At 66.8% G+C, this 22,223-nt stretch carries 26 protein-coding genes, 1 tRNA gene and 3 pseudogenes; 13 read left to right on the forward strand and 17 right to left on the reverse strand.

Features of this window, described 5'->3' with window-relative positions:
- The first annotated feature begins 307 nt into the window (after nucleotides 1–307).
- Nucleotides 308–1,084 (forward strand): glucose 1-dehydrogenase, encoded by a 777-nt coding sequence (locus tag ABZ573_RS32020; RefSeq protein ID WP_151457604.1) that lies wholly within the window; start codon nucleotides 308–310, stop codon nucleotides 1,082–1,084.
- A 103-nt stretch (nucleotides 1,085–1,187) separates the two neighbouring features.
- On the opposite strand, the gene ABZ573_RS32025 is transcribed toward ABZ573_RS32020, so the two are convergent.
- Nucleotides 1,188–1,619, reverse strand: coding sequence for an SsgA family sporulation/cell division regulator (locus tag ABZ573_RS32025; protein WP_053653619.1), 432 nt, complete (start codon nucleotides 1,617–1,619; stop codon nucleotides 1,188–1,190).
- A 303-nt stretch (nucleotides 1,620–1,922) separates the two neighbouring features.
- Between ABZ573_RS32025 and ABZ573_RS32030 the strand changes: the two genes are divergently transcribed.
- The 6 genes and pseudogenes from ABZ573_RS32030 to ABZ573_RS32055 all read left to right on the forward strand — a co-directional run bounded on the left by ABZ573_RS32030 (nucleotide 1,923) and on the right by ABZ573_RS32055 (nucleotide 4,188).
- Nucleotides 1,923–2,468, forward strand: coding sequence for a TIGR02611 family protein (locus ABZ573_RS32030; RefSeq protein ID WP_151457605.1), 546 nt, complete (start codon nucleotides 1,923–1,925; stop codon nucleotides 2,466–2,468).
- 104 nt (nucleotides 2,469–2,572) lie between these two features.
- Nucleotides 2,573–2,644: transfer RNA gene (locus ABZ573_RS32035), tRNA-Val, on the forward strand.
- A 543-nt stretch (nucleotides 2,645–3,187) separates the two neighbouring features.
- A complete protein-coding gene (locus tag ABZ573_RS32040) occupies nucleotides 3,188–3,316 on the forward strand; it encodes a hypothetical protein (protein WP_255474685.1) in 129 nt (42 codons plus the stop codon).
- 30 nt (nucleotides 3,317–3,346) lie between these two features.
- Nucleotides 3,347–3,529: a DUF5954 family protein gene (locus tag ABZ573_RS32045; RefSeq protein ID WP_358122814.1), complete on the forward strand. Its 183-nt coding sequence runs from the start codon at nucleotides 3,347–3,349 to the stop codon at nucleotides 3,527–3,529.
- A pseudogene (locus ABZ573_RS32050) lies at nucleotides 3,451–3,914 on the forward strand (DUF5954 family protein); the annotation flags it as partial. The gene ABZ573_RS32045 and the pseudogene ABZ573_RS32050, both read left to right, overlap by 79 nt.
- Before the next feature lie 121 nt (nucleotides 3,915–4,035).
- The gene (locus tag ABZ573_RS32055) at nucleotides 4,036–4,188 is read left to right on the forward strand and encodes a DUF5954 family protein (protein WP_327030984.1); all 153 of its coding nucleotides are present in this window, start codon (nucleotides 4,036–4,038) and stop codon (nucleotides 4,186–4,188) included.
- Nucleotides 4,189–4,336: 148 nt separating this feature from the next.
- Here ABZ573_RS32055 and ABZ573_RS32060 read toward each other — a convergent pair whose 3' ends face one another.
- Together ABZ573_RS32060 and ABZ573_RS32065 are read right to left on the reverse strand one after the other, a co-directional pair.
- Entirely contained in the window at nucleotides 4,337–5,044 is a 708-nt protein-coding gene (locus ABZ573_RS32060) for a hypothetical protein (RefSeq protein ID WP_358122817.1), read from the reverse strand.
- Nucleotides 5,045–5,204: 160 nt separating this feature from the next.
- Nucleotides 5,205–5,450 (reverse strand): annotated as a pseudogene (locus ABZ573_RS32065) (SMI1/KNR4 family protein); the annotation flags it as partial.
- Nucleotides 5,451–5,717: 267 nt separating this feature from the next.
- Between ABZ573_RS32065 and ABZ573_RS32070 the strand changes: the two are divergent.
- The 3 genes from ABZ573_RS32070 to ABZ573_RS32080 all read left to right on the forward strand — a co-directional run bounded on the left by ABZ573_RS32070 (nucleotide 5,718) and on the right by ABZ573_RS32080 (nucleotide 7,465).
- Nucleotides 5,718–6,152: a hypothetical protein gene (locus tag ABZ573_RS32070; RefSeq protein ID WP_327030987.1), complete on the forward strand. Its 435-nt coding sequence runs from the start codon at nucleotides 5,718–5,720 to the stop codon at nucleotides 6,150–6,152.
- Nucleotides 6,153–6,336: 184 nt separating this feature from the next.
- On the forward strand, nucleotides 6,337–6,885 hold the full coding sequence (locus ABZ573_RS32075) for an aspartyl/asparaginyl beta-hydroxylase domain-containing protein (protein WP_327030988.1): 549 nt from the start codon (nucleotides 6,337–6,339) through the stop codon (nucleotides 6,883–6,885).
- Between the two features lie 160 nt (nucleotides 6,886–7,045).
- Nucleotides 7,046–7,465: a hypothetical protein gene (locus ABZ573_RS32080; RefSeq protein ID WP_327030989.1), complete on the forward strand. Its 420-nt coding sequence runs from the start codon at nucleotides 7,046–7,048 to the stop codon at nucleotides 7,463–7,465.
- 300 nt (nucleotides 7,466–7,765) lie between these two features.
- On the opposite strand, the gene ABZ573_RS32085 is transcribed toward ABZ573_RS32080, so the two are convergent.
- The 4 genes from ABZ573_RS32085 to ABZ573_RS32100 all read right to left on the reverse strand — a co-directional run bounded on the left by ABZ573_RS32085 (nucleotide 7,766) and on the right by ABZ573_RS32100 (nucleotide 12,179).
- Nucleotides 7,766–8,662, reverse strand: a complete 897-nt coding sequence (locus ABZ573_RS32085) for a hypothetical protein (protein ID WP_358122820.1) — start codon at nucleotides 8,660–8,662, stop codon at nucleotides 7,766–7,768.
- A gap of 265 nt (nucleotides 8,663–8,927) precedes the next feature.
- Complete coding sequence (locus ABZ573_RS32090) at nucleotides 8,928–9,323, reverse strand: hypothetical protein (protein ID WP_132407173.1); 396 nt, start codon at nucleotides 9,321–9,323, stop codon at nucleotides 8,928–8,930.
- Nucleotides 9,324–9,354: 31 nt separating this feature from the next.
- On the reverse strand, nucleotides 9,355–11,364 hold the full coding sequence (locus tag ABZ573_RS32095; protein ID WP_358122822.1) for a hypothetical protein: 2,010 nt from the start codon (nucleotides 11,362–11,364) through the stop codon (nucleotides 9,355–9,357).
- 425 nt (nucleotides 11,365–11,789) lie between these two features.
- A complete protein-coding gene (locus tag ABZ573_RS32100) occupies nucleotides 11,790–12,179 on the reverse strand; it encodes an OsmC family protein (RefSeq protein WP_151453048.1) in 390 nt (129 codons plus the stop codon).
- A 200-nt stretch (nucleotides 12,180–12,379) separates the two neighbouring features.
- Here ABZ573_RS32100 and ABZ573_RS32105 point away from each other — a divergent pair, with 200 nt between their 5' ends.
- Nucleotides 12,380–12,913, forward strand: a complete 534-nt coding sequence (locus ABZ573_RS32105) for a DUF4240 domain-containing protein (RefSeq protein ID WP_358122825.1) — start codon at nucleotides 12,380–12,382, stop codon at nucleotides 12,911–12,913.
- 132 nt (nucleotides 12,914–13,045) lie between these two features.
- The gene (locus ABZ573_RS32110; RefSeq protein WP_358122827.1) at nucleotides 13,046–13,663 is read left to right on the forward strand and encodes a maleylpyruvate isomerase N-terminal domain-containing protein; all 618 of its coding nucleotides are present in this window, start codon (nucleotides 13,046–13,048) and stop codon (nucleotides 13,661–13,663) included.
- Between the two features lie 743 nt (nucleotides 13,664–14,406).
- On the opposite strand, the gene ABZ573_RS32115 is transcribed toward ABZ573_RS32110, so the two are convergent.
- The 6 genes from ABZ573_RS32115 to ABZ573_RS32140 form a co-directional block, all read right to left on the reverse strand.
- The gene (locus ABZ573_RS32115) at nucleotides 14,407–14,694 is read right to left on the reverse strand and encodes a hypothetical protein (protein WP_151453051.1); all 288 of its coding nucleotides are present in this window, start codon (nucleotides 14,692–14,694) and stop codon (nucleotides 14,407–14,409) included.
- A gap of 309 nt (nucleotides 14,695–15,003) precedes the next feature.
- Nucleotides 15,004–16,278 (reverse strand): rod shape-determining protein MreC, encoded by a 1,275-nt coding sequence (locus ABZ573_RS32120; protein ID WP_358122829.1) that lies wholly within the window; start codon nucleotides 16,276–16,278, stop codon nucleotides 15,004–15,006.
- Entirely contained in the window at nucleotides 16,271–16,792 is a 522-nt protein-coding gene (locus ABZ573_RS32125; RefSeq protein ID WP_358122831.1) for a SigE family RNA polymerase sigma factor, read from the reverse strand. The genes ABZ573_RS32120 and ABZ573_RS32125 overlap by 8 nt, the downstream gene beginning before the upstream one ends.
- Entirely contained in the window at nucleotides 16,792–17,295 is a 504-nt protein-coding gene (locus ABZ573_RS32130; protein WP_358122833.1) for a hypothetical protein, read from the reverse strand. The genes ABZ573_RS32125 and ABZ573_RS32130 overlap by 1 nt, the downstream gene beginning before the upstream one ends.
- Before the next feature lie 149 nt (nucleotides 17,296–17,444).
- A complete protein-coding gene (locus tag ABZ573_RS32135) occupies nucleotides 17,445–17,930 on the reverse strand; it encodes a DUF6204 family protein (protein WP_358122835.1) in 486 nt (161 codons plus the stop codon).
- Between the two features lie 21 nt (nucleotides 17,931–17,951).
- Nucleotides 17,952–18,506 (reverse strand): GrpB family protein, encoded by a 555-nt coding sequence (locus tag ABZ573_RS32140; RefSeq protein WP_151453056.1) that lies wholly within the window; start codon nucleotides 18,504–18,506, stop codon nucleotides 17,952–17,954.
- A gap of 17 nt (nucleotides 18,507–18,523) precedes the next feature.
- On the opposite strand from ABZ573_RS32140, the gene ABZ573_RS32145 reads away from it, so the two are divergent.
- The gene (locus ABZ573_RS32145; protein WP_358122837.1) at nucleotides 18,524–18,859 is read left to right on the forward strand and encodes a tyrosine-type recombinase/integrase; all 336 of its coding nucleotides are present in this window, start codon (nucleotides 18,524–18,526) and stop codon (nucleotides 18,857–18,859) included.
- A 183-nt stretch (nucleotides 18,860–19,042) separates the two neighbouring features.
- Here ABZ573_RS32145 and ABZ573_RS32150 read toward each other — a convergent pair whose 3' ends face one another.
- From ABZ573_RS32150 to ABZ573_RS32165, 4 genes and pseudogenes are all read right to left on the reverse strand, one after another.
- Nucleotides 19,043–19,591, reverse strand: coding sequence for a DUF1062 domain-containing protein (locus tag ABZ573_RS32150; protein WP_358122839.1), 549 nt, complete (start codon nucleotides 19,589–19,591; stop codon nucleotides 19,043–19,045).
- An 812-nt stretch (nucleotides 19,592–20,403) separates the two neighbouring features.
- Nucleotides 20,404–20,712, reverse strand: coding sequence for a hypothetical protein (locus ABZ573_RS32155; protein WP_151453059.1), 309 nt, complete (start codon nucleotides 20,710–20,712; stop codon nucleotides 20,404–20,406).
- A gap of 380 nt (nucleotides 20,713–21,092) precedes the next feature.
- Nucleotides 21,093–21,608, reverse strand: a complete 516-nt coding sequence (locus tag ABZ573_RS32160) for an HAD domain-containing protein (protein ID WP_358122842.1) — start codon at nucleotides 21,606–21,608, stop codon at nucleotides 21,093–21,095.
- Nucleotides 21,605–21,797 (reverse strand): annotated as a pseudogene (locus tag ABZ573_RS32165) (IS256 family transposase); the annotation flags it as partial. The pseudogene ABZ573_RS32165 and the gene ABZ573_RS32160, both read right to left, overlap by 4 nt.
- Nucleotides 21,798–22,223 lie beyond the last annotated feature (426 nt).

Here is a 22,223-nt window from a genome sequence, read left to right on the forward strand (position 1 = left end):
CCGCCGCTCTTCCGATCTACCCCGGGTGCCCCTCCCTGGTACCGCGCGCGGCCGGGCGCACTGCGGGCCCGGCCCACGGGCCGGCGGGCGGGCGGGCGCCCGCCGGCCGGCCGGTGGGCCGGGGCGGGCGGGCGTGCGGCGGGCCGGCCCCGGGCCGACCGACGGGGGTTGTCGAGGTCGTCGAAGGCGGGCTACGTTACCGAACGGTAGCGCCGTCCGGTGGAGGCATGGCCGGAGCCGGTCCGCACCGGACCGGACCGGGCCGCCCCCGCCCCGGCGGCCCCGGCCGACTCGCGATGGGATGGGCATGACGGATCTGTTCTCGGTCGAAGGCAAGACGGTCCTGGTCACCGGCGGCTCGCGGGGGATCGGCCTGATGATCGCCCAGGGCTTCGTCCGGGCCGGCGCACACGTGATCATCTCGTCCCGCAAGGCGGACGTCTGCGAGGCCGTGGCCAAGGAGCTCTCCGCCGAGGGGCGCTGCGAGGCCATCCCCGCCGACCTCGGCGACGACGCCGGCGCCGAGGGCCTGGCCGCCACCGTCCGGGAGCGGTTCGACCGGCTCGACGTGCTGGTCAACAACGCGGGCGCGACGTGGGGCGCGCCGCTGGAGTCGTATCCGGAGAGCGCGTTCGACAAGCTCTGGGCCGTCAACGTCAAGGCCGTCTTCCGGCTCACCACCGCGCTGCTGCCCGCGCTGCGCGCGTCGGCCAGCGCCGACGACCCGGCCCGCGTCATCAACATCGGGTCCATCGACGGCATCCGGGTGCCGATGATGGAGGTGTACGCGTACTCGGCGACCAAGGCCGCCGTGCACATGCTCACCCGCAGCCTGGCCCACCAGCTCGCCGGCGAGCAGATCACCGTCAACGCGATCGCGCCGGGGCCGTTCGAGAGCAAGATGATGGCGTTCGCGCTGGACGACCCCGCGTCCCGGGCCGCCATCGAGGGGCAGGTGCCGCTGGGTCGGATCGGCCGGCCGGAGGACATGGCCGGCACCGCGATCTACCTGTCGTCCCGCGCCGGCGCGTACCTCACGGGTGCGGTGATCCCGGTCGACGGCGGCATCACCACCCACGGCTGAGCTCGGCGAAGGGCGGGAGGCGGTGCGCGTACCCCCTGGTGGGCCGGAGCCGCGCGGACTCGGCAGATCCGCGCGGCCCCGGACGGCCGGTGTGGCCGGTGGTTCAGCGGCCGGCGAGCAGCCGGGTCACCGCGGTGTCGACGTCCAGGTGCTCGGCCTCGCGGCCGCGCGGGACGACGACGTAGGTCCGCCGCAGGAAGCGCACCAGGACGCTGCGCGGCACCTCGAACAGGGCGTTGCCGTCGGGCGACGACAGCGCCAGGGCGACGAAGTCCCCGCGCGGGGTGGCCCAGGGCCAGACCCGCACGTCGCCGATGCCGGCCGGCTCGTCGAGGCCCGTGACCAGCAGCTCCCGGGCGAACGACCAGCTGACCGCCTCTCCGCCGGCGGATTCGGCGTGGAACAGGACATGGACCGCATACGGATCAGCAGGGTCGTAACGCAGACTGGCACGCACCGGCAAGGCGGTGGCGTCAGGTGCGACGAGCCTTAGCGACGTCTCGACCTCTACGGTCGTCGGTCGGATGACACTCATGGACGATCTCCCCCCGGCACCGCTGCGGAACGCGCGTGTCCCGCTTTTCCCATACTCAGGTGCTACTCCTGGCTACGCTCCGCCATACGCTGACTTCACCCAGTGGTGGGAAGGGGGTCGGAAAGGCCGCGTGAATGTGAATATTCATGTAGGATTTCCGGTTCTGCCCAGTGCGTGATCCCGCCCGGCATCGGGTGGTTCAGTCGTCGACTTACTCCGGTAACGTCCAGTCGGCCGTTGCAGTGACGGGCGCGAGCCACACTGGGGGAGGAAATGGTTACGAAACGATCCTCAGTGGATCCGATGGCAGTGCCGGGCCCGCCGAACGTCGCGGCCCGAGCACCCGAAAGGCGGGGGTACGGGGTGCCGACGGAGCAGCACGACCGGCCCGGTCGGCCGACGACCGACCGGGATGGCGCAGGCGGCACGAAGCTGGCCGAGCGGCGGCAGCGACCCCGCTGGCGGCAGCGGCTGAGCACCACCCTCGACCTGATCCGGGCCAACCCGACCGGACGGGTCACCCTCAAGATCTTCATCGCCATCGCCGGCGCCCTCGTCGTCACCATCGGCATCGCCCTCATCCCGCTGCCCGGGCCGGGCTGGCTGCTGGTGATCGCCGGGCTCGGCATCTGGGCCGTTGAGTTCCACTGGGCCCGCCGGCTGCTCGGCTTCACCCGTCGCCACGTGCACAACTGGACCCAGTGGGTGAAGGACCGCTCACTGGCCGTACGCTTCGTGCTCGGCTCCGTTGGCCTGGCCTTCGTCGGCTCGGTGGTCTGGCTGTCACTGAAGTACAGCTTCGGCATCGACGTGGTCGCCGAGGCGCTGCACTACCTGGCGACGCACTGACCCGGACCGACCCGGCGCTCCGCCGGGTCGACCGATCGCGGCGCGGCGCGCGGACCCCGGATTTCCGGTCCGGTCCCTCGATCAGGTAGAGTCAGCGGCGCTGAGGGCGATTAGCTCAGCGGGAGAGCGCTTCGTTCACACCGAAGAGGTCACTGGTTCGATCCCAGTATCGCCCACCGTAAGTATGTGCAGGTCACGAGGCCCGTTTCCGGAACTCCGGTAACGGGCCTCGTGGCGTTCGGCCCTTATTATGGGAGCAGATTGGGAGCAGGCGTTCGTCCGGTGGCTGACCGAGGCAGGCGTGCCGGCGGCCACTACTACCGGGGCAACGGCTTAATCGTCGCTCCTCACCTGATCAAGGAGCTGAACATGCCGCTGACAGCCCCAGGTTAGGACAAGGCTCCCCGGCTACGGGCCAGCAGCCTGGCCGACGGCTGCTGGTCCGGTGGGCCGCCCACACGCCGGTCCACCAGGCTAGGTCGTGTACCCACTTCTCGGTGCTCTGGCGGGCCTTGGCCGACCACTTTGACGCGTCAATTGCTGCGAAGTCGTTCAAGGCTTAGCGGTCGGTTGTGGCTGTTGCCGATCAACCATGGGACGAGCAACGCGAGCTCGACCCATGGGAGCGGCCCTGGTTGCCCACGCCCATTCGACGATTCGTAGGCCGTGTGGTCACGATCAGGTGCGGCGTTTCGGCATGGATAGCAAACACTATGTACATGGTCCATCACGACAAGCGGGTGCCTGAGCACCTGCTGATCACCATCGAGCAGCGGGACGATCCGGTATCGGCGGTCTCCGAGGATGATGCCCAATGCCGTTCGGTCACCTATCCCACGCTGATGTGAGCCCTTCACCTCTTCGGCGCGGCCGAAGAGGTGAAGGGCCGGTGGCGGATCGTGCGGCTCGACGCCGACGAGCCGCAGCACGCCCGCGACTGTCTCGCATCGCACTTCGGCGCCTGTTCGGCGAGACGCCGCAGACCGTCGAGAACACGGCCGTGCGGGTCGCGTACGAGAGGGCGTACGAGGTGCATGACTGGGAGCCGGTCAATGAGCTGACCGTCAGTGGCCGTCCTTACCGGATCATCCGGGCGCAGCCGTTCATCCGGATGGACCGGAGCCGCCCCGGCCCACCGATGCCGACCCGTACCCGCCGGGCCAGGCGGAGCGGACCACGTCGCCGATGGACGGCCTCGTCATCGACCCGACCGCGGGCACCGGGGCTCACCGACGCCCTCGTCCGGATGGAGTTGGTCTCGGCGTCCTAACGGCGACCTCCTTCCCTGAGGACGTGTACGCCGACTCGTGCCGGGCGGTGTCCACGCACCCGAACGTGGTGCTGCTCCCGGTCGGGTTCATCGTCGGGAAGCACGTCGACGGCAGGTGGCGTCCCCGCTCGTTCACCACCTACCCGACGCCGCAGACCGCCCGGGACGCGGAGTCCTTCGCCATTGCCGACATTGCACGCGACGTCGACACCCCGATCGAAGAGTTCATGGCGGCTTACGTGCGCGCCCGCGCGGGCGCATCGTCCGCAACGGACCGACGACTTCGAGGTCAGCGGTGTGGCGTGCCGGGTGACCCGGGTTCGAAACCTTTATCCGGTAAGGCCCGGACGCCCGGAAGGACCCCGCCCCTCCGACCACGACCCGCTGCCACCACCAGCCAGTCAGGTGGAACAACTCCGCGCGCAAGGCCTGATGCCCGAACCAGACTGACCCGAACACGGCGGGCGCGGAGGCACGTACGCCGTACGCCCTGAAGCGGCCGAGGTGACCGTGTAGGTGGCCAACCAAGACAGGAAGACGGCGGTACCCCGTGGCAATTACGAACAAGATCGTGAGGGCTTCGCCGCCCTCGTCAGCGTCAGGAGGGCCAGGTAACCTCGTGATAGGTCACCGACGAAGTGATCGAGATGAGGTACTTCTGCCCCCGCAGCGGACCGTTCCATAGCGAGTCCAGGTCGACCGGGTGGTCGTCCTGAAAGACCAGGGGCCAGCGGGGTTCCACGGGATATTGACTGGCTCTGGAGTCAGTCGCCTGCGACCAACTGACGTGGAGCGGACCGTCGTACCCCGGCGCGACGTAGGTCCACGTCGGCGGCGACAGGAGCTGCCCATCATCAGTCGTGCCGCCGGCCGCGAGGTTGGCCTCCACGTCCTGCAACGACTCGCCGCTGACCGCCATCAACCCAATCTGCTTCGCCGCCGCATCCAACTGGCGCCGTACATCGGGCAGGTCTCCCCGGACGGCGAAGTACCTCGTCTCACCCCAGCTGCACTGCAGGCGGTAGGAGTCATGCGGGAAGACGCCGTTCGTGTCGCCGGCTAGGCAGCTGTCGGATGTCGATGCCGCCACCGGCCGCATCCCCGGTGTCCGCTCGGCGACACCTGTCAGGATCTTGTCGAGCTGGGATACAACGGACGCGCTTGCCTGACGGACCACGCCGGAGTTGGCCGCTCGGGTGGCATCCTCCGGGGCGGGGGCATCGGACCCGCATCCCGCCAAGGCGAGCGCCACGAGCAGAACAGTCGTCAGCTTGACCGGGAGCGAGGAAGCCACAATCACCAGCATGTCGGGCCTGCCAAAGTCGGCGCTTGAGCTGCCGTACTCATCCTGTGACAAGCGGTCTTGGCCGCCTCGCTGACATCGCTACTACCCATCCGAGCCAGAAAGGTGCCTGTACGCGCCCGGCGGTACGGCCTCATTTCCGCATGGGGGGACAGATCCGTGATCAGTCGCGGTACTCGGATCCGTTGACGATGCCCTTGAGGAAGGTCTCGAAGTCGGGAGCGAGGACGGTGATCTGGTAGTTCCACTCCTGATCGACGTGCACGACTGTCGGCTCCCCGGGGCAGCGGTAGTCGAGGGCGATCATGTCGTGGCCCGCTGACGGGCAGTCGACGATGTAAACGCCGATGTCAGGGTAGCCCCATTCGGCTATCCAGAACCCGCTGCCGAGTTCGCCGCACAGGCTGAAGGCGGATCACCGTCAACGCCGCCGCATACAAGACGCTGACCGACTGGGCCGCCCGCTGGCCGCAACGCTGTCGGCGTACGGGGGTTCCGGTGCAGAGCCAGGTACGCCAAATGTGCAGAGGCCTGGGCGAGTGGCCCTGGGGACCTTGCGGCGCCGGTCGCCCCGGCGACGCACGTCCGTTGCTCACGATGAGTAACCGGTGGACGTGGGCGCCGCCCGAATCGCGGCATGAGCGACTGCGTCGGGCCAGTGACTAACGTCCCTGTCATGACAGCAATAGCAGCGGGAACGTTTCGTCGGACGCCGATCGAGCGATCGGACCAGCGCGTCGCATGGGAGCGGACAGACCAGGCTTTCTTCGCTGCCGGGGCGTGTCATGTCCTCGCCTGGGTATGCCGAGAGTTCTACGCGGACCGGTCGATTGAGATAGCGGCGGTGCGCTTCGCTGCCGAGCGGCAGGTCTTCCACGTCTACGCGGTCTGGGACGGCTGGGCGTTCGACCACTCAGGCTGGCATCCCGAGCCGCAGTTGCTGGCGGTCAACACAGAGTTCGAAGGCCGCCCGCTGGAGCGTGTCAAGATCACAGTTGGTCTCGCTGAGTTCTGCGAGGAGCACCACTCCCGTATGCCGTATCAGTATTGGCGCGACCCGCTTCCTCGTGCTCGCGAGTACGTGAGCCGGTACATCCCACCGTGGGCGTAGCGCCTCCGGTGCTCGCCTGTTGGCGGAAGCGAGCGCGTCACCTGATCTCACTCAGGTGATGCACCCTGACGCCCGGTCGGCGGCATAGCGTGCGTCTACCGCTGGAGGTGCGTACGAGGGCCACGATTGTCACGAGGCGGCGCCGTAGCCCGCATCATCCGTCGTTGGTGCATCATGGTCTCTCATGTTCGTGGATCAGCGGCATTTTCCCTTCCTGGCCGATCTTCGGGCACGGTGGGAGGCCATCCGGGATGAGTGCCTTGCTCTGCCGCGGGAGACCTATCAGCCGTGGGTGCAACGCGAGATGTACGGCCAGGGCTGGAGCGTGTACGGGCTTGTCGCCTTCGGGGAACGGATTGAGGGCGCGCTCGAAGCGTGCCCGGATACTGCCTCCGCGTTGACGAAGGTTCCTCACCTGACGACCGCTGGGTTTTCTCGGATGGTTCCTGGCACCCAGATCAAGCCACATCAGGGGTGGGTTACGACCGTTTACCGTGCGCATCTCGGGCTGGTCGTGCCGGAGGACTGCGCACTGCGAGTGGGCGACGAGACCCGACAGTGGCGCGAAGGTAAGACCTTTGTCTTCGACGACACCGTCACGCATGAGGCGTGGAACTACGGCTCCAGCGACCGCGTCGTGCTCTTGTTTGATTTCGCCCGTCCTGGCTACGAGGGCATGCCGCAGGACGAACTGCCGGCCTCGGTGGCAGGCTTCGTACGACGCGGTGGATGAGCGAGGCACCCCAGCGCACCTTCACCGCCCTGTCTTATCCCGCCGTTCGGAGAACCTGGCGAACGCCGGGTGAGCACTGCAGCATCCGAGGGCATCACGCTCCGCGCAGCGCCGTACGCGGCAGAAGAGCGCACCGCGACAGGAGGGCCATACTGGTGTGGTGACAGCGTGGTTCGACCAGGCATCGGCGGAAGCGGCCGAAGCGCGCGGTGACTGGACTACGGCGATCGCCCTGGTTGGCGAGTTCGCCGAGTGTTACAGCCACGACCCTTACCGGCACAACGCACACCTGTGGCACATGGATCTGCTCGTCAAGGCCGGATTGCTGCACGAGTTGGTTGATCGGGCCGAGATCGACGTGCACGCGCGGCGCCAGCTGAACCGGTTCCTGTACGAGGAAGGCCGCGACGGTGTACTACATGAGCGTGCCCAGCGCGGTGACAAGATCGCCCTGTATCTTCTGGCGCGCCTGCTTCGCGACCGAGGTGGGTCCGCGGCCGCTATGCAGGCGATCGCCGACATTGACATGACCAACACCTACGCCATCGAGCTGGCACACCGGCCGCAGTCGGACAGGTAGGACTGCTGGAGGAGTTCGGTGCGGCCCTCTTTGGCAGGAGATCGCACGACGCACTGATCTCGGCACGACCGGACGGGTTCAGTGCTGCGGTCGGTTACTCAGCGCGCTGCCGGCCGGTGGCAGAAGTGTGGGCCTCGTTTCTCGAAGAGCGTTTCTCGCTGCTTCGGGTCGAGGATATTCCGTAGCGCGATAATGTTCCGGCGCCATTGCTCTCCTTTCGAGGCATCGTTCCATTCGACGGCACGCCAGGGAGACGTTGCGAGGACGTTATCGAGGGCGACGATGGCCAGTTCCTTCACGTTACCGTTGCCGGTGTCTCGAAGGTGTGCTCAGCCATCGCTCCGCCCGGCGGCGTTTGTCGTCGTCGCCTGACTCCCTCGCTGCCATCAGCAGGCGTATCCGTAGCTCCGCCGGGACTTTGGCGATATCCCTCGCCTGCTGTTTGCGGGTCTTCCAGCCGCACAGGTGCCGCACGGCGCCAGCGTCGATGCGAGCGTCCGTGGGGTAGACCTGCATGGCTTGGATGAGGTAGGCGATCGGTGTTTCGGCGAGCGCTGGTTCCGGCAGTGCTTCGTGTACTGGGAAGCCGGAACAGCGCCCTGTTCCCGAGCCAAACCAGGCAAGCATGAGGCCAGCCCGCTCGACCCGATCCGGAATCGCTTCTTCAAGGCGCTGGGCGACCAGCCGGTGTATCCCCTCGGGAAGAAGTCCGTCGGTGCTGCCGGCGGCCACTGCCACATCAAGTAGGTCACTTACTGCGGCGGGTGCAGCGGCCCTCCACCGCTGCTCCGCGAGCCGCTCCTCGTGGCGTTCCCATTGCCGCTGTTCCTCCTGCGCCAACGGACCTTCGACCCCCTGCTCAGCGAGCCAGCGCAGCACCGCGCCGCCATCGCACAGCGTGGCGTCGTCGTCCCAGCCCGACCAGCGCAGGTAGGTGGCGTGATGAAATCCCACGGCTGCAGTCAGCCGCCCGCTTCGGTCGAAGAACTCGAAGGCGAGGTCGCCGTGACACATGCAGTACCCGTCGGTCGTCTGCTTGACGGCCAAGGCCTGGATCAGCTGGCGAACTGCCGCCGGCTCAGCCACCTCCAGCAGCACATCCTCGCCCAGCACCCGGACACCCGACACCCCACCATTGGTCACCCGAACTCGGGCGGCGCTGCGCAACACCTCGCCGAGGGCGGCCTCCGAAGTCACCCCACTATTCTGCGGTTGCAACGCCCCCGTGGCGAGACCCGCCCCTCACGACGTCGTCTTCTAGTCTAGAGCCGCTGATCAGGCGTTGGTCGTGCCGGACGCGATGCACGGTCATGCCGGTGAGGGGGCGTCGCGGTCGCTGTTGTACCGATGTGAGTTCGCCGAGAAGTGGCCGTGAGCGCCGGCCTGGCCGCACAGGTCTTGCATGGCGACCGTACTTCTCGGCGATGTGCGGGTCCGCTGGCAGACGCTGATTGTCGGCGGGCTACAGGTTGTTGATTCGGGCCAGTAGGTCTGCCTCGGTCAGGTTTTCCAGGACCGCGTCCTGCTTGCGGGCCAGGACCGCCAGCAGCTTCTCCTTCTCCAGCTTCTTGGCCGCCGCCGCCTTCGCCGCCTGGTCCTCCGTGAGGCGGACGGCGATGACGTGCTTGACGACCTCCAGCTTGGTCTCCAAGGTTGCCTTGGCCGGATTGGCCTCGGTGGCCACGAACGACTCGGTGTCGACGGCCTTGAGTTCAGCATTGACCGCCTTGGCCACATCATCGAGGCTGAAGCCGGACTTGGCGGTCAGCGGAAGCTCCCACAGCTGTTCCGTGGTCAGCAGTCCCTTGGCCGACGGATAGCGGAACTTCTCCCGTGTGGCCTTCTCGAAAATGGTCACGGTAGCCTCTCTGAAATATCTGGGTAGGGAATCAGAACTGGATGCTGATGAGGCGGCGCCGGCCGCCGGTCATGGTCACCTTGGCGACCACAGAGCTGCGGACCGTGGAGCTGAAGCCGAGGCCGGAGAGCTGATCCGGAGACGGCTCGCACTTGGTGCGGTCGCCGAGAACCTCGAACACCTTGCGGTGCGGTTGCAGGTCGCTGCGGAGGAACTCGTTGTAGATCCCCCGCGTCGGCTGGTCGTTCACGCACCCCTTCAGAATGAAGAAGTAGTGCCGGTTGCCAACCTCGTTGTCGTCGAAGTAGTTCGGCGAGTACATGATGGTGGACACCGGTACGAACTGTTCGGTGGTGATGCCCCACAACTCCTTGCCCGCACTGCCCGGCAGCACGTCCTTACCCGGCCGGAAAGCGGTGATCACCCCGCCGGCAACCGTCATCCGGCCCACCTCGACGGTCTCCTTGTGGCCGACCGCGCGCTCGTGGCTGTAATGCTCGGTCTTTCCGTTGCTCTCGGTCTCGATCACGAAGCCGACCTGGGTGCTGTCCCGCTTGCGGTACTGGTTCACCTCGATCCGGTACTCACCGTCGGGGACACGGTCGGTCCAGGTGACGTTCTCCACCGGCTCGCGGGAGAGCGTCCCGCCGGCGTTCATGTCGACGTCCAGCTTGTTGCGCTTCTCCTGGTACCAGATGTGGTCGCCGTTGGGTTCGTACACGTGCAGGTCCAGGTCGTCGTGGTTGAACCAGGACAGGCTCACCCGCAGCTTGCCGGTGACGTTGCCGCCGGCCCGCTTGACCTTCTCCCTGATCGAGTCGGTGACGTTGCCGCCGTACGACCAGCCGAAATCGTTGTCCCACTTGAACAACCGCGGAGCAGCCGGGCACCTGCCGGTGGTGAGGCTGACGAGGTGCGGCTCGTAGGTGTTGGCAACCCACAGGTCGATGGTGGCGGCGCCGGGCAGGATGTCCTTCATGAAGGAGACCACCGGAATCTCCTCCGGCTTGGCGTCGCGAAGGAGCACACCTGACGACCGGGTGGTGGCCGCCTGCATGAGCAGCCCTTCGATGCCGTCCTTCATCCGTGCCTGGGCATCGTTGTCGACCCACAGCACATTGGTGACCGACACGTCGGACAGCCTGGCGAACCGTCGCTGCAACGACTCCTCGATACCGAGCTCGGCAATGGTCCTCATGGCGGCCTTGACCATGCCCGGGGTGATCAACGCTGTGGGGCGCTGGTAATTCTGCGGCGCCACCTTAGCCTCGAACGACCGGACCGCCTGCTCCAGGTCGACGCCCGCGGAGAGATCCTGGACGAGGGTGCCGATCACCGTGTTGCGGAACCGGGCCGCCGGGTTCATGGCGTTGGCGAAGACGAAGGCATGTCGATCGGTCGCCTGGGTCCACCGGTTCTGCAGCGAGCGGAACTCGGTCACCGCCCGGCGATGCTCCGCGCCGCGGTAGAGGGCGTTGTCGTCGACGAGGTCGACGACGGTGTCCAGAGCGTGCCGGGTCAGCTCGGCCAGGCCACGCTGGAAGACCTGCACCGCGGCGTCAAAGTTGCCCTGTGCCGCGCCGACGTCCTCGATGCGATGCCGATTCTCCACCCGGCCGTGCAGGTGGTGCCACACCTCGACCTGGCCGTCGCGCAGCGTTCGGGTGGTCTTCGTCCCGTACTGCGCCTGAGTGGACCGGAAGATGGTGGACAACGGCAGCGAAAGAACGAACTCGTCCAGAGCGGCGGCGACGAGGGAGAAGACCGGGTCGGATGCCGACACGCCGGACCAGACGGTACGGACCCGCCCGTCGTGGATCTCGACGACGTTGCCGAAGTGCTTGATGAAACCGCGGCAGGTCGAGCAGTCGTACTCGGATCGCTCACGGAACCGCAGATTGGTGCCGGCGGGGAAGGAATCGAGAAAGGTGAGCCAGAGTGAGTCCCGGTCGAGACCGTCGCCGACGACGTACAACTCACCCCTGGACATCGTGGACAGACGCGAAGTCACATCCGTCACGAACTGCTGGAAATCGCCCACCGTTCCATCCCCCTTGATCGCCGGAGATCCTACGCAGCGAACGCCAATCGGAGAAACGGCGTTTCCGGCTGTCCGCACGGTCACGGACGGGCGCCGGTGGCCGGCGGTCAGTCGACCGGAACGCGTACGGCGGTGGGGTGCCGGGCCGGCGGTCAGCATTTCCGCCAGTTGGCCGGCGGCGCCGTTGAGTACATCCCGGCTCACGCTGTGGTTGCCTTCCCGTGCACCGACAGGCCTGGGTGGTCGAACAACTTCTCAGGCACGCCAGGCTCGCACCGAGGGACCGTGTGAACGCGCGCTCGATCAGGTGCTCGCTCATGCCGCTGATCGGGTGTGTCGACGCTTCGCGGATGGTGAAGCCAACGCAATCGGTTTGCTAATCGTGGTGGGTCGATCGGTGTGAGCATCGCGGACAAAGGGGCAAGTTAGCTTCTCCGTACCGTGGCCCCGGCTCGAATCGCCCGCGGGATCTCGGCGACATCGTCGACGCGATCCAGCAGCACGGCAAGTTCCTCGACGGACGCGGGTGAGCTCAGCTCGACCTGATAAGTGATGCCGCTCGATATCCACGTCTGCGTGTCGAACCCACCCTCAGCCGATACACGTACCCCGTCGATGCGGATGCCAAGTTCGCCTGCCTCCCGGTATATGTCGTTCAGGACGCATCCAGCCGCAGCGAGGTGCAACAGGTGGGCCCCGGTGAAGTCCGCCTCGACCGTGACGCCCTCAGGGGTCCACCGGTGTGGGAACCGGATCGCACCACCGTCACCTGAACTGAACGAGCCGGCGCTGACCATGACTGCAAATTGCTCCACCGCTTGCTCCCTGCCCGATTTTCCTCGCCGACCGGCTCATTGTGATCCGACACCGGCATCACCACCAGATGCCGAGGCATCCGCTTCTGCCGCGATCAGCTCATCTTCCAGGGCTCGGTGCGCTAGACGGGCGGTCAGGAAAGGGCACGACGGCGAATGGTGGGCGGCGAAGTCGGAGACCGCTGCCATACTCCCGCATCATGAGTGTTGACGAGTTCTGGAGCGTGGTGGCGAAGGCACGGGAGTCTGCGGCCGACCCCTCGGACGCCGAGGACGTCGCCGAGCAGACACTGCGGCTGCTGGCTGCCCTGCCGGCCGACAGGATCGCGGAACTGGCGCAGCCGCTGTGGGATCTGCGTGCGCAGTCGTACGGGTGGGATCTGTGGCAGGCGGCCTATCTGATCAACGGCGGTTGCTCCGACGACGGCTTCGAGTACTTCCGCGGCTGGCTGCTCACACAGGGGCGTGAGACGTTCGAACGCGCTGTGGCAGACCCGGATACGCTCGCCGACCTGCCGGTGGTCCAACGCGTTGCCGTCGACGGCGGGTTCGATCTTGAATGCGAATCCATGTATGGCGTCGTATGGGACGCGTACGGGGTCGTATCAGGGAGCATGGAGCTGCCCAGCGCGGTCACTGGCAGATACCCGGAGCTCGGCCAGGGCTGGGACTTCGAGGACGACGGCGAGGTCCGTCGGCGTCTGCCGAGGCTCACCGCGCTCTTCACGGATTAGTCGCGTCAAGCGGATCTGCCACGGAGCGCCGTCATGCCGAGATCAGTGCTGTGGCTGTTTCGCTATCGTGTTTCGTCGACGAGCGTGGAAATGGGGTTGCTTCAGGCCCCGCCTCGCCTCCGTAATTGTTGGATGATCGCAGACGACGTGACGCGCGCTGTCGGGCTTGCCCGCGAGACTCTGGCGGCGGCCACCCATCTCGACTGGCAGAAGCCAGCTGGCGGACTGGAGTGGAGCTGCTGGGAGACGGTCGAGCACATGAGCGACGATCTCTTCGGGTGCGCCGCGCAACTCGGTCCCGCGCATCCGTCCACGCGTACCCACGTACCGTTCGGCTGGCAGCGACGCCGCGAGGGTGGCCCGCCCTTGACGATCTTCGTGGACCCGGCTGAGGGGCCATCCGGGCTGGTGCAGGTCTTCGAGGCGTGCGGGGCGATGCTGGCGGCCATGATCGATGCCGTGCCGCCGGACCGGCGGTCGTTTCACGCGTACGGTCTATCCGACCCTTCCGGGTTCGCCGCGATGGGCGTGGTCGAGGCCCTGGTCCACATGTACGACGTGGCCGCCGGGTTGGACCTGACGTGGTCGCCCCCTGCCAATCTGTGTACGGGAGCGCTGCGCCGGCTGTTCCCCTCCGTGCCGTCAACCGGCGAGCCGTGGTTGACGCTCCTCTGGGCTACCGGCCGGGCGGACCTACCCGGCCTGCCGGCGCGGACATCTTGGAGGTGGGACGGCACTCCACGCCCCTGAACGCCGGCACAGACCAAGGTCAGGTGCACTGATCTGCCGCTGACCGTGCGCGCGCCGCGGTGCTCTCTCCTGGACCTGCCGAAGTGCCGAGGCGCCGGGCGACGCCGCGGTCGCCCGCCGGGGATCGGGGAGCACGTGGGGAAGGCGGGCGCGCTGAACGGCGTTCAGCTGCATCCAACAGCACGCAACGGCACTCAACTGCACCCGCGCCCACCTGCGAGTTCTCGTTTCTGCAGGTCAGAGTCGGTGCGGCGTCCTGCTTCACACCGAAGAGGTCACTGGTTCGATCCCAGTATCGCCCACCATCGAAATAACGCAGAAGAGCCACCCTCGGACGGGGGTGGCTCTTGCTGATTCTGTCGTCAGCCGTCGTTAGGCGTCAGCGGATCATAAGCAAACGCGTCGCGGATGCGTTGATCCCGCCCGTCGGCCGCGGCCGGTGTTCGTCGAGTACGCGTCGGAGGGCGAGCACGTGACGCCGCGCTTGGGCGGTGAGGTGGTCCAGGCAGCACGAAGTGGCCCCGCCCACCCGGAGGTGAGCAGGGCCGCTGGGTTGGTGGGCCAACAGGATGAGAGCCACCCAACCGTCCGCATGAGGGACGCCCGCGAGCCCCGCCGCTGGAGGTGACGGTTGGTCCAGCCCGCAGGCTGCGTCGGCGTTGGTCGTTACCCGACGCAGCTGCTACACGAAGCGTTCCCCGGAGCCGGGCGAGACTGCCCCCGAAGGCTCCTGATTTGGATACTCAGCGGGTGCAGTTGATCTGCGCCAGCACCGAGTAGAGGCCCGGCCACGGCTGCGTCGTGAAGCTTCCACCGTGGCTGCACTGCGTGTCCGGGTCGAAGCCGTCGGCGCTGGCAAGGGAGCGCGCAGCGTTGTTGGCGTTGGTCAGCGCCGTGAAGTAGTTGTTGTTCATTCCCCTGCCGTAAAAGGACTTGGTTTCGGCGGCGACCGCAGGCCCGGAGAGCAGGACGGACGCGGACACCGCCCCGACCAGCGCTGTGGCTGCGACGACCCGACGAAGTGCAGACATGCGACCTCCACTCTGTTCGATCCGAATGCCGAGCCTGCCAGAGAAATTGACGTACATCAACTACAGCGCGAAACGGGCCCCCGGCCCTCCCGAAGGAGAGCGGGGAGGCTCGCACGTTGATCGGTGCTGACCGGGCGTTACCGGGTTACCGCGCGAGCGAGCCTATTGGCGGCCGAGCCAGCAGCCGGGGAGCGGCGGTGACATCGCAAAGGCTTCCGGCAGCGGCTCGGTCCACTACTGATCTACGGACCTGTTGAGGATGCGCGAAGGCGAGTCGCCTCCGCGCATCCTTGCGTCGGCGGGGCGCCGTCAGGGGGCGGATGGCGTCATGATCGACAATCTGGTCAGGTTGGCAAGGTCGGCTGTTGGCGTAAGCTCCACCGTGGTCGCGCCTGCCGCCTTGTCCGCAGACGCTCGCCCGATCGTGACAGCGCCAACCTGATTGCTCTGCTGGGACGGATCCGGCATCAAGACACGGTTGGTCTGGTAAACCTCAGCGTCTGCGGGAACGCCCTGCATGACCAGCTTTCCGCCGGTGCCCCGTACGGAACCCGGAACATTACTGATATTCGTGTACACCTGGCCGGCGAACCCGGTGCTGGTAACGAGGTCGACAGTGGCTTCGCCGCGGACGGTATCGACTGCCGTTACGCGTCCGACCAAACCTTCGGCGACGACTGCCAGTTGCCCTCGCCGGACTCCCTGATCCTTTGGGAACGCCACGATTATCTGTTGGCCGTTCCTGCCGACCACCTCAGCGGGTACGGCTCGCGCATCGCCGTCCACACCGTCCTCACCGGGCACCTCGAATACTCTCGTGAGGCTGGCGAACGGTCGCTTCGGCTTGATGAACCCCGCGATCGTCGTCGTCTGCGCGGTCGCAGCGAGCGGGAACCGTTTTACCACAAGACGACTCGTGGGTCCGTCCGGTTCTTGGATCATTTCATCATCGACTGCGGTACTCGACACCCGCACCGCTGTCACGCCCGGCATGGCGAGGGCAATGGCATAGGTACCCGCGGAGTCATCACTGACTTCGCCGACGGCTCCGGACAACCGTGGACTGACCAGACTTATCACCTGAGTCTTCACCGGGTCGGGCACCGGCCGATCAACCCGCATCCGCAAGGCGTCCGCCGCACCAAGATCACCGGTGAAAAACGCCAACCGCGCGTCGCCCTGCTTGTCGTATCCCTGCAGGACGACCACCGTCGAGCGCAGGCGTGGATGGCGCGTCGCGACAAGGGCCCGAACATCAGTGTGCGGGCCTGCCGAGTTGGTACGGTCCCAGACGCCGGTGGCCTCACGTACCAGGCCAGCGTCCACGTCTCCCACCGGGGACCACCCCAGAAACGGGCCATCCGGCAGCGGTGCAGCGAGTTGCGGTGTGGACCCGAATCCGACAACCCGAAACATCGTGACCAGCACCGCCACGCACACGGCAGTCGCGGCTCCGGCGGCGATACGCCGCCGCCCTCGACGCCGGTCCGCCCGCCGCATGATCTTGCCTTCATAGCCCTCGGTCGGTACCACCGACTCGGCCAGGTCTGCCAGGCCGTCACGCAACTTGGTCGTGTTATGCATAGCGCACCTCTTGATCAGCAGCAGCGTCGGCCTCAACCCACTGCCTACGCAGAGCCTGCAGACCCCTTGATGAAAGACTCTTGACCGTGCCAACCGAACAACCCAGTACGTGCGCCGTGTCCTGCTCGGACAGGTCCTCGTAGAAGCGCAGTACGACGGCAGCACGCTGTCGTGCTGGCAGCCCGTCCAACGCCCGGCGGAGCAGGTCCCGCTGTTCCACCCCCACGTACTCGTCGCGTGCCTGACTCTCCACCAGCCGACCCAAGGGCTGTTCCCACCAGGATCGGCGCCGCCTCCAGGTCACGAAGGTGTTGACTAGAATGCGCCGAACGTAGTGATCGACGCCTTCTGAGCGTTGCAGTCGAGGCCACGCCACAACCGTCTTGGCCAACGTCGTCTGGACCAGATCCTCGGCTTTCCCTTGGTCCCCGCACAGCAGGAAGGCGGTCCGGAGCAGCGATCCGTAGCGCGCCCGTACAAAGGCTGTCACCTCCCTATCCTCGCGATCATGCATCAGCCACCCGCGCCCTCAGTTCCAATCTCACGGCCACTACCTACGCTCTCGACCCCAGCAAACGTTGCCGTGACTCCGGAACTTCTTGATGATCGATTAACTCGACCCGCGGGTCGGTGAGAGTGGCGACCAGCCCGGCTTCTTCGGTCAGATCCCGGGCCCGCCGGGTCGGCCGCGGTCTTCGCGCCCGGCTCGATGTGGCCGTCGGGCAGCGCCCACCCGCCGCCGTCGCGGCGCTCGATCATGAGGTTCAAGCGGCGAGCTGGTCGCGCCGTGCCTGCAGTTGCTTGAGGGGCAGGGTGAGGTTCACCATGCGGATGCCCGTCGCCGGCTTCCAGGCTGAAGCCGTGCTCGTGCTCGAAGTCGGACCAGTCGACGTACCGCTCGACGTTCTCCTTGGGCCAGTAGGCGCCGGGCGCGTCGGCGAAGTCGTCAGCGGTGATGGTGGCGGTGAGCGCGTCGTGCAGCTCCCGCATCTGGTTGGGGTTGAGGTCGAAGTCCACCGTGTCGGCACCGTCTCCGATCTCCAGGTTCCGCCCGCGCCGGAGGTCCGCACCGAGTCCAGGTACCGGACGTCATCGCCGTCACGGAGATGCAGCGACCCTCGGGCCGCCTCTCGGGCGCCGGTGGCGAAGCCCGACGGCTACGAGTGTCAGTGTTGCCGTCGGCGGCGGATCTTGATGTCGTCGAGGTCGGTCGAGACAGACTTGAGGTCGCGGTAGTCGGCACCGATTCCCGAGACGGCGGCTGCCGCGAGCGCTTCCGCCTTGCCAATCACGATTGCTTCTTCGTCCTCCCCGTTGGCCGAGACCAGGCAGCGGAAGGTGAAGGCGAGTAGGGACCGCTCGTAGGTCACGGTGCCTTCCTCGGTGAACTTCGCCCGAAACACGTCGTGTTCGTCAGCCTTGGCGAGCAGCGCGGCCCGCTGCTCGTCATCGAGTGGCGCGAACTTGCCACGCACGATGACCTGATATGTCTTTCGGGCCATCGCTGGGGGCCTCCGGTTTCGGCTGAGCATCACGACATCGGTCGGCGGCTGCGGCCGGAAGGGCTGCGGGCAGATCGCCGTCGCCATGCCCTGGCCGACCAGTGCGGCGGTGGCGACCCTACCTGGAGGAACACAGAAACGCATGGGCATTTCACAGCGGGTCAGAGACCGTCAGGGTTTCCGGGTGTAGCTGACGGTCGGCGCTTGCGTCCTGTCGCGCGCGCCGAGGACCTCGTTGACGAAGTCGTCCTTGTTGCGTGCGTAGGCCATGAGGTCAGCGCCGTGCGCGTGCGCGAGATCGCGCTTGAGGCGCTCGTACCGGGACCGGTAATCCGCCCGGCACCGCAGCGCATCGCGGAACGCGACTCGTCGCCGCCACAGCAGGGAGGTCGGCTCGGTGAGATGGAGCTGGTAGGTGCGCTCCCACCAGTTGTCGGTCTCCGGCTTGAAGAAGTAGTGCGCTTCCTCCGGACGGTGCATGCCGTTGCAGTAGCCGAGAGCGATGACCACCTCGATGGCGGCTACCGCCTCTGACAGACTGCGCACCGGCGCCATCATGTCGATGATCGGCTTTGCTGCCAGGCCGGGAACCGATGTGGAGCCGATGTGCTCGACTGGCCCGACCAGCCATTGCGCCAGAGCGGCTTCGAGGATGACCCGCTCCTGCTCGAACAGCACAGCCCATTGCGGGTCGTACGGGCTGAGGGTAACCGGTGCGCCGTCCACGAGAACTGCCTTCCAGTATGAAGTACGGGTCGGGCGTTGCCTCTCATCGTCCCCTTCTCTTCATCGATCCCTTCTCGAGGGATCTACTCACCGCGGATCTGCACATCATGGTGCAGTACGGCATCGAGGAAGCGTCGGGCGGCGGCGGGGATCTGGATGCCGAGGATGCACCCCACATGCTGCGACACACGTTCGTGACGACGACGCTCGACGCCGGCGTCAGCCTCCGCGACGTGCAGATCGCCGCCCGCCACACCGACCCGAGAACCACCATGCGCTACGACCGAGCACGCAAGGACCTGGACCGCCACCCCAACTACATCCTCGCCGCGTACATGGCCTCCGGGGCATAGCCAGCGCTCACGGCTCTGCCGAGTTGTGTGCATTTGATCAAGCCAGAATGCGGTAGACGGCAACGATCGGATGTTGCCAGAAGTGGGGACATGGGCGAGCCGGCCTATGTCCCCACTTCTGATTCCCGCTGTATGCGTATGTGGCGTGGTAACGGCTGTGACTCCCACCGCTGGGAGTGCAAATCAGCTCATCGAGTCCCTCATCATCACGACAAAAGTGAATCCGGCGCTCGTCGGACGGCGCAGGGAAATGCCACACTTGACCCGGCGCAGTACCTCGTTTCTGCTGAGGCGGAGCCCTTGCGCGATGAGCCGCTCCGGGCGGACCGGCACCGGATCCTCGAAGTCGACCTCCACTTGCAGTGGCCACGCCTCGTCGAGCGGTGCCGGCGGAGTGTCCAGGTGCCAGGCCCCCTGCCAGTCCAGGGCGTACCGGTTGCGCCGGGCGAGCAGCGGATCCAGCAGCGTGGCCGCCACAAGCTCCGGATCGTTGGCGTGGTAGCCGTCGAGTAACGCCGGATCGAAGGATCTGACAGACGCTCGCTCGTGCACGGTGAGCTTGCTCGTCCGATTGCAGGACACGCAACGGACCAGCAGCCACACGTCCAGCAGCTTGCCGTTGGCGTTGACGCGGAACCTGCCCTCGCCGGTGGTGGCCGACTCCGACCGGCAGTCCACGCACCGCAACGACAGCAGAGGCAGCCTGGTCCGGCGAACGATCCAGGGCAGCACAGTATGAGGTTGTGAAGACATGATGATCTCTCTAAAGACCTGACACGAGGCCGATTGCGCGCGGCCTCAAACGCTGCATGAACGGGCGCACGCGGGCAGCCCGGCAGAACCGACGGAAGGGTCGGCCTGTAGATGCGCGGAAGAAGGCGTCAGGTTTAAAGAGCGGGCGGGGTCACGCGGTTTGTCCTCTGTCCTCGCTGCGACGGGGCATCGGCAACCTACGGGAACGCGGAAGGAGGGCTCAAACGGTTTTCCGGCTCGAAAGTGATCCGCCTGCGGGGGGGGGCACGTCGGGATCTCGTTGGACCAGGAGTGTGCCTTGCTCACGGTGGCGGAAAGCGGTGACAGCGAAGCCGTGACCGAGGTCGTCGAGGAGCGTTTCCGCGGACAGCTCGAAGGCCAGGTCGGCTGCCCGCCCATGCTGCGATCAGCGCGTTGAGGCGTCGCAGATCAGTCGGCGGACGACTGTCACACGATCAGTCGACGGAGGACACGGCCGGCTGCCGGCGGTCTTGAAGAACGTTCTGTATGTCTAAAGGCGGCCCGCAACGGGCCGCGCGCGCCGCCGCCTGGGCGCGCGCCGGCCGCGCCGCGCCTGACCAGCTCGGCGCCGGGGAAGGTGCGCGCCGGGACCGCGCGGCAAGGCCCGAGCATGGGGGCGGTGTCCGCCGAGGGGCGCGGTCCGTGACACGGGAGCCGACTCAGTCTGTTCCGGCAGCGGCCGTACGAGCAGTCGAGGCCCGCTTGACGTGGCGGGACGAGCAGCCGGCCTGCTTCCTTGAAGGGCGGGTCGGTGGTCGAGACGAAGCTGCCTACTTCACCGTCTTTATCGGCTCACCGGTCAAGGCGCTGTAGCTGACAGCAACCAAAATCATCACGCCGGCCACTGCGAAAGCTACGCCTATCACCCGTTCCAGCAGGATGAAGCGCGCTAGACGCTCCTCGTGCGGGACGTCGGGTAGCGAGCGCCACGGTGGGACTCGCCGTAGCACGCTCGCCGTGGACATCGATCGCCGAATATGCCACTCCGTCACCCCGCGAAAGTTGGTGGCCAGGGCGACGCCTAGGAGGCTCACAGCCGGGCCGATGATGACAGCCGCCAGGACACGCCAGGTCTCCATCTGACCCCTCTCGGTGTGTGACGGCGGGCGCGGGCAGCGCGGGACGCCTGTGGACTCCGGTGGGCCGTTCGAACAGCTCAGCCCTGCTGATGACACAGCTCAACGACGGCCGGTGCTTCCTAGGGACGAAGCAGTCACGAGAGTTTTTGCGAAGCAGGGCCGACGGCCCGATCGCATTGCGGTCCCGCCCATCACCGTGTGGACGCCCCTGCGGCCTGCCGGCCGGTTGTCTCCTGTTGCTGTCGGCCGCGTCGGTGACAGCAGCCAGCCGGGACGAGGGCAGCCGCTGGCGGCCGAGTGCGAACCATCGCCCTGAGGGTGCGTACGCGGATGGACGTTGCCGCACGGAGCGCACAGGACCTACATGCGAGGAGCAATCGTCAAATCCTGTGGTTGACCCAGGCTGCGTGTAGCCATTGATCGAGGGCTGCGAAGTCGTCGTCGGTGAGGCCCCGCGATGCCACGACGTGATGGAGGAGGGCTCGGCCGGGATGGTGCGCGGACACCCAGTCCCGATCGGCGTCGCTGATCTCGTCGTCGACCCAGGCGAACGGGCGTCCATCCGCCCACGCCACCACGGTCCGGGTCTTCCAGTGAAGTCCGAACCACTGGTCCTCGCGTTCGTGCTCGTCGGAGGCCTCCGGCCAGCGTACGACTGGTAGGCGTGGCAACCCGATCCGGGGCGCGATCTCGGTGTTCGCCTCCTCTTCCCAGGTCGTGGCCCAGACCAACGCACATGGCAGCGCCGCCAGACGATGCCCGACCTGTGGGTCGAGCCGCGACAGATGCGAGGTCGACACGTCGCCTGCCAGTTCGCGCTGCGGGCCGTCCCCGAACGGAAGGAGCGGCCCATCGACATCGAGGAACAGCAGTGGACTCTCCGCAGGGTCGGTCATGCCGCAGCGAACTGTTCGCGCTCGACGAGCACGCCCTTGTCGGATCGGGCCCCGGCGCGCACGAGAGCGACCTGGTGAGGGGCGTTGACCGCGCGCCAGCGTTTCTGGGCGGATTCGATGAGCTCGAACGTCATCGCAAGGGCGGCTGCGCGGGATCCGGCACCGCGTGACCTTGGTGCGCAGCCGCACGCCGATGGGGTGTCGGCAGAGGGGGAGGGAGCCCCGGCCGTCACCACGCCGATCATGTCACCGCAGTTCACGCGATTGTCCGTCCATTTCCGCATCAACGTTTGATCCCTTCCGCTAACCAGCGCAGGAACGAGCAGCCCAAGGTCCGCATTCAGCGCCTCGTGTGAGGCCAGCAGTACAGCAGGGAAGTGCCGCAGCCGTGCCAGCCGACCCGGCCCGAGACGAGCTTCAGCAGGCTGGATGACCTCGGACGGGGGCGCCGCGCGAGACCAGCCCTGTGGCGTACGAGTGCCGCAGGTGCGCTACGGGCTGGTGGACCGTGAAGACGGCGTGTCGGCTCCGCCTGAAAACTGGCTCTGGCACACTTCCTGTGATTGATCTTGGTGGCGGCTCACGGGTTGGTCAGGACGCGTTTGCGTAGGAGGT

This window comes from Micromonospora sp. NPDC007220 (genome assembly GCF_040634035.1).
GTDB classification, from domain to species: domain Bacteria; phylum Actinomycetota; class Actinomycetes; order Mycobacteriales; family Micromonosporaceae; genus Micromonospora; species Micromonospora reichwaldensis.

Excerpts from the sequence above, each read along its gene's own strand:
- ABZ573_RS32020 (WP_151457604.1), top strand. The coding sequence starts at position 308 with ATGACGGATCTGTTCTCGGTCGAAGGCAAGACGGTCCTGGTCACCGGC.
- ABZ573_RS32025 (WP_053653619.1), bottom strand. The coding sequence starts at position 1,619 with ATGAGTGTCATCCGACCGACGACCGTAGAGGTCGAGACGTCGCTAAGG.
- ABZ573_RS32030 (WP_151457605.1), top strand. The coding sequence starts at position 1,923 with ATGGCAGTGCCGGGCCCGCCGAACGTCGCGGCCCGAGCACCCGAAAGG.
- ABZ573_RS32040 (WP_255474685.1), top strand. The coding sequence starts at position 3,188 with ATGGTCCATCACGACAAGCGGGTGCCTGAGCACCTGCTGATCACCATC.
- ABZ573_RS32060 (WP_358122817.1), bottom strand. The coding sequence starts at position 5,044 with ATGCTGGTGATTGTGGCTTCCTCGCTCCCGGTCAAGCTGACGACTGTT.
- ABZ573_RS32070 (WP_327030987.1), top strand. The coding sequence starts at position 5,718 with ATGACAGCAATAGCAGCGGGAACGTTTCGTCGGACGCCGATCGAGCGA.
- ABZ573_RS32075 (WP_327030988.1), top strand. The coding sequence starts at position 6,337 with ATGTTCGTGGATCAGCGGCATTTTCCCTTCCTGGCCGATCTTCGGGCA.
- ABZ573_RS32105 (WP_358122825.1), top strand. The coding sequence starts at position 12,380 with ATGAGTGTTGACGAGTTCTGGAGCGTGGTGGCGAAGGCACGGGAGTCT.
- ABZ573_RS32110 (WP_358122827.1), top strand. The coding sequence starts at position 13,046 with ATGATCGCAGACGACGTGACGCGCGCTGTCGGGCTTGCCCGCGAGACT.
- ABZ573_RS32115 (WP_151453051.1), bottom strand. The coding sequence starts at position 14,694 with ATGTCTGCACTTCGTCGGGTCGTCGCAGCCACAGCGCTGGTCGGGGCG.
- ABZ573_RS32120 (WP_358122829.1), bottom strand. The coding sequence starts at position 16,278 with ATGCATAACACGACCAAGTTGCGTGACGGCCTGGCAGACCTGGCCGAG.
- ABZ573_RS32125 (WP_358122831.1), bottom strand. The coding sequence starts at position 16,792 with ATGCATGATCGCGAGGATAGGGAGGTGACAGCCTTTGTACGGGCGCGC.
- ABZ573_RS32135 (WP_358122835.1), bottom strand. The coding sequence starts at position 17,930 with ATGCCCATGCGTTTCTGTGTTCCTCCAGGTAGGGTCGCCACCGCCGCA.
- ABZ573_RS32145 (WP_358122837.1), top strand. The coding sequence starts at position 18,524 with ATGAAGTACGGGTCGGGCGTTGCCTCTCATCGTCCCCTTCTCTTCATC.
- ABZ573_RS32155 (WP_151453059.1), bottom strand. The coding sequence starts at position 20,712 with ATGGAGACCTGGCGTGTCCTGGCGGCTGTCATCATCGGCCCGGCTGTG.
- ABZ573_RS32160 (WP_358122842.1), bottom strand. The coding sequence starts at position 21,608 with ATGACCGACCCTGCGGAGAGTCCACTGCTGTTCCTCGATGTCGATGGG.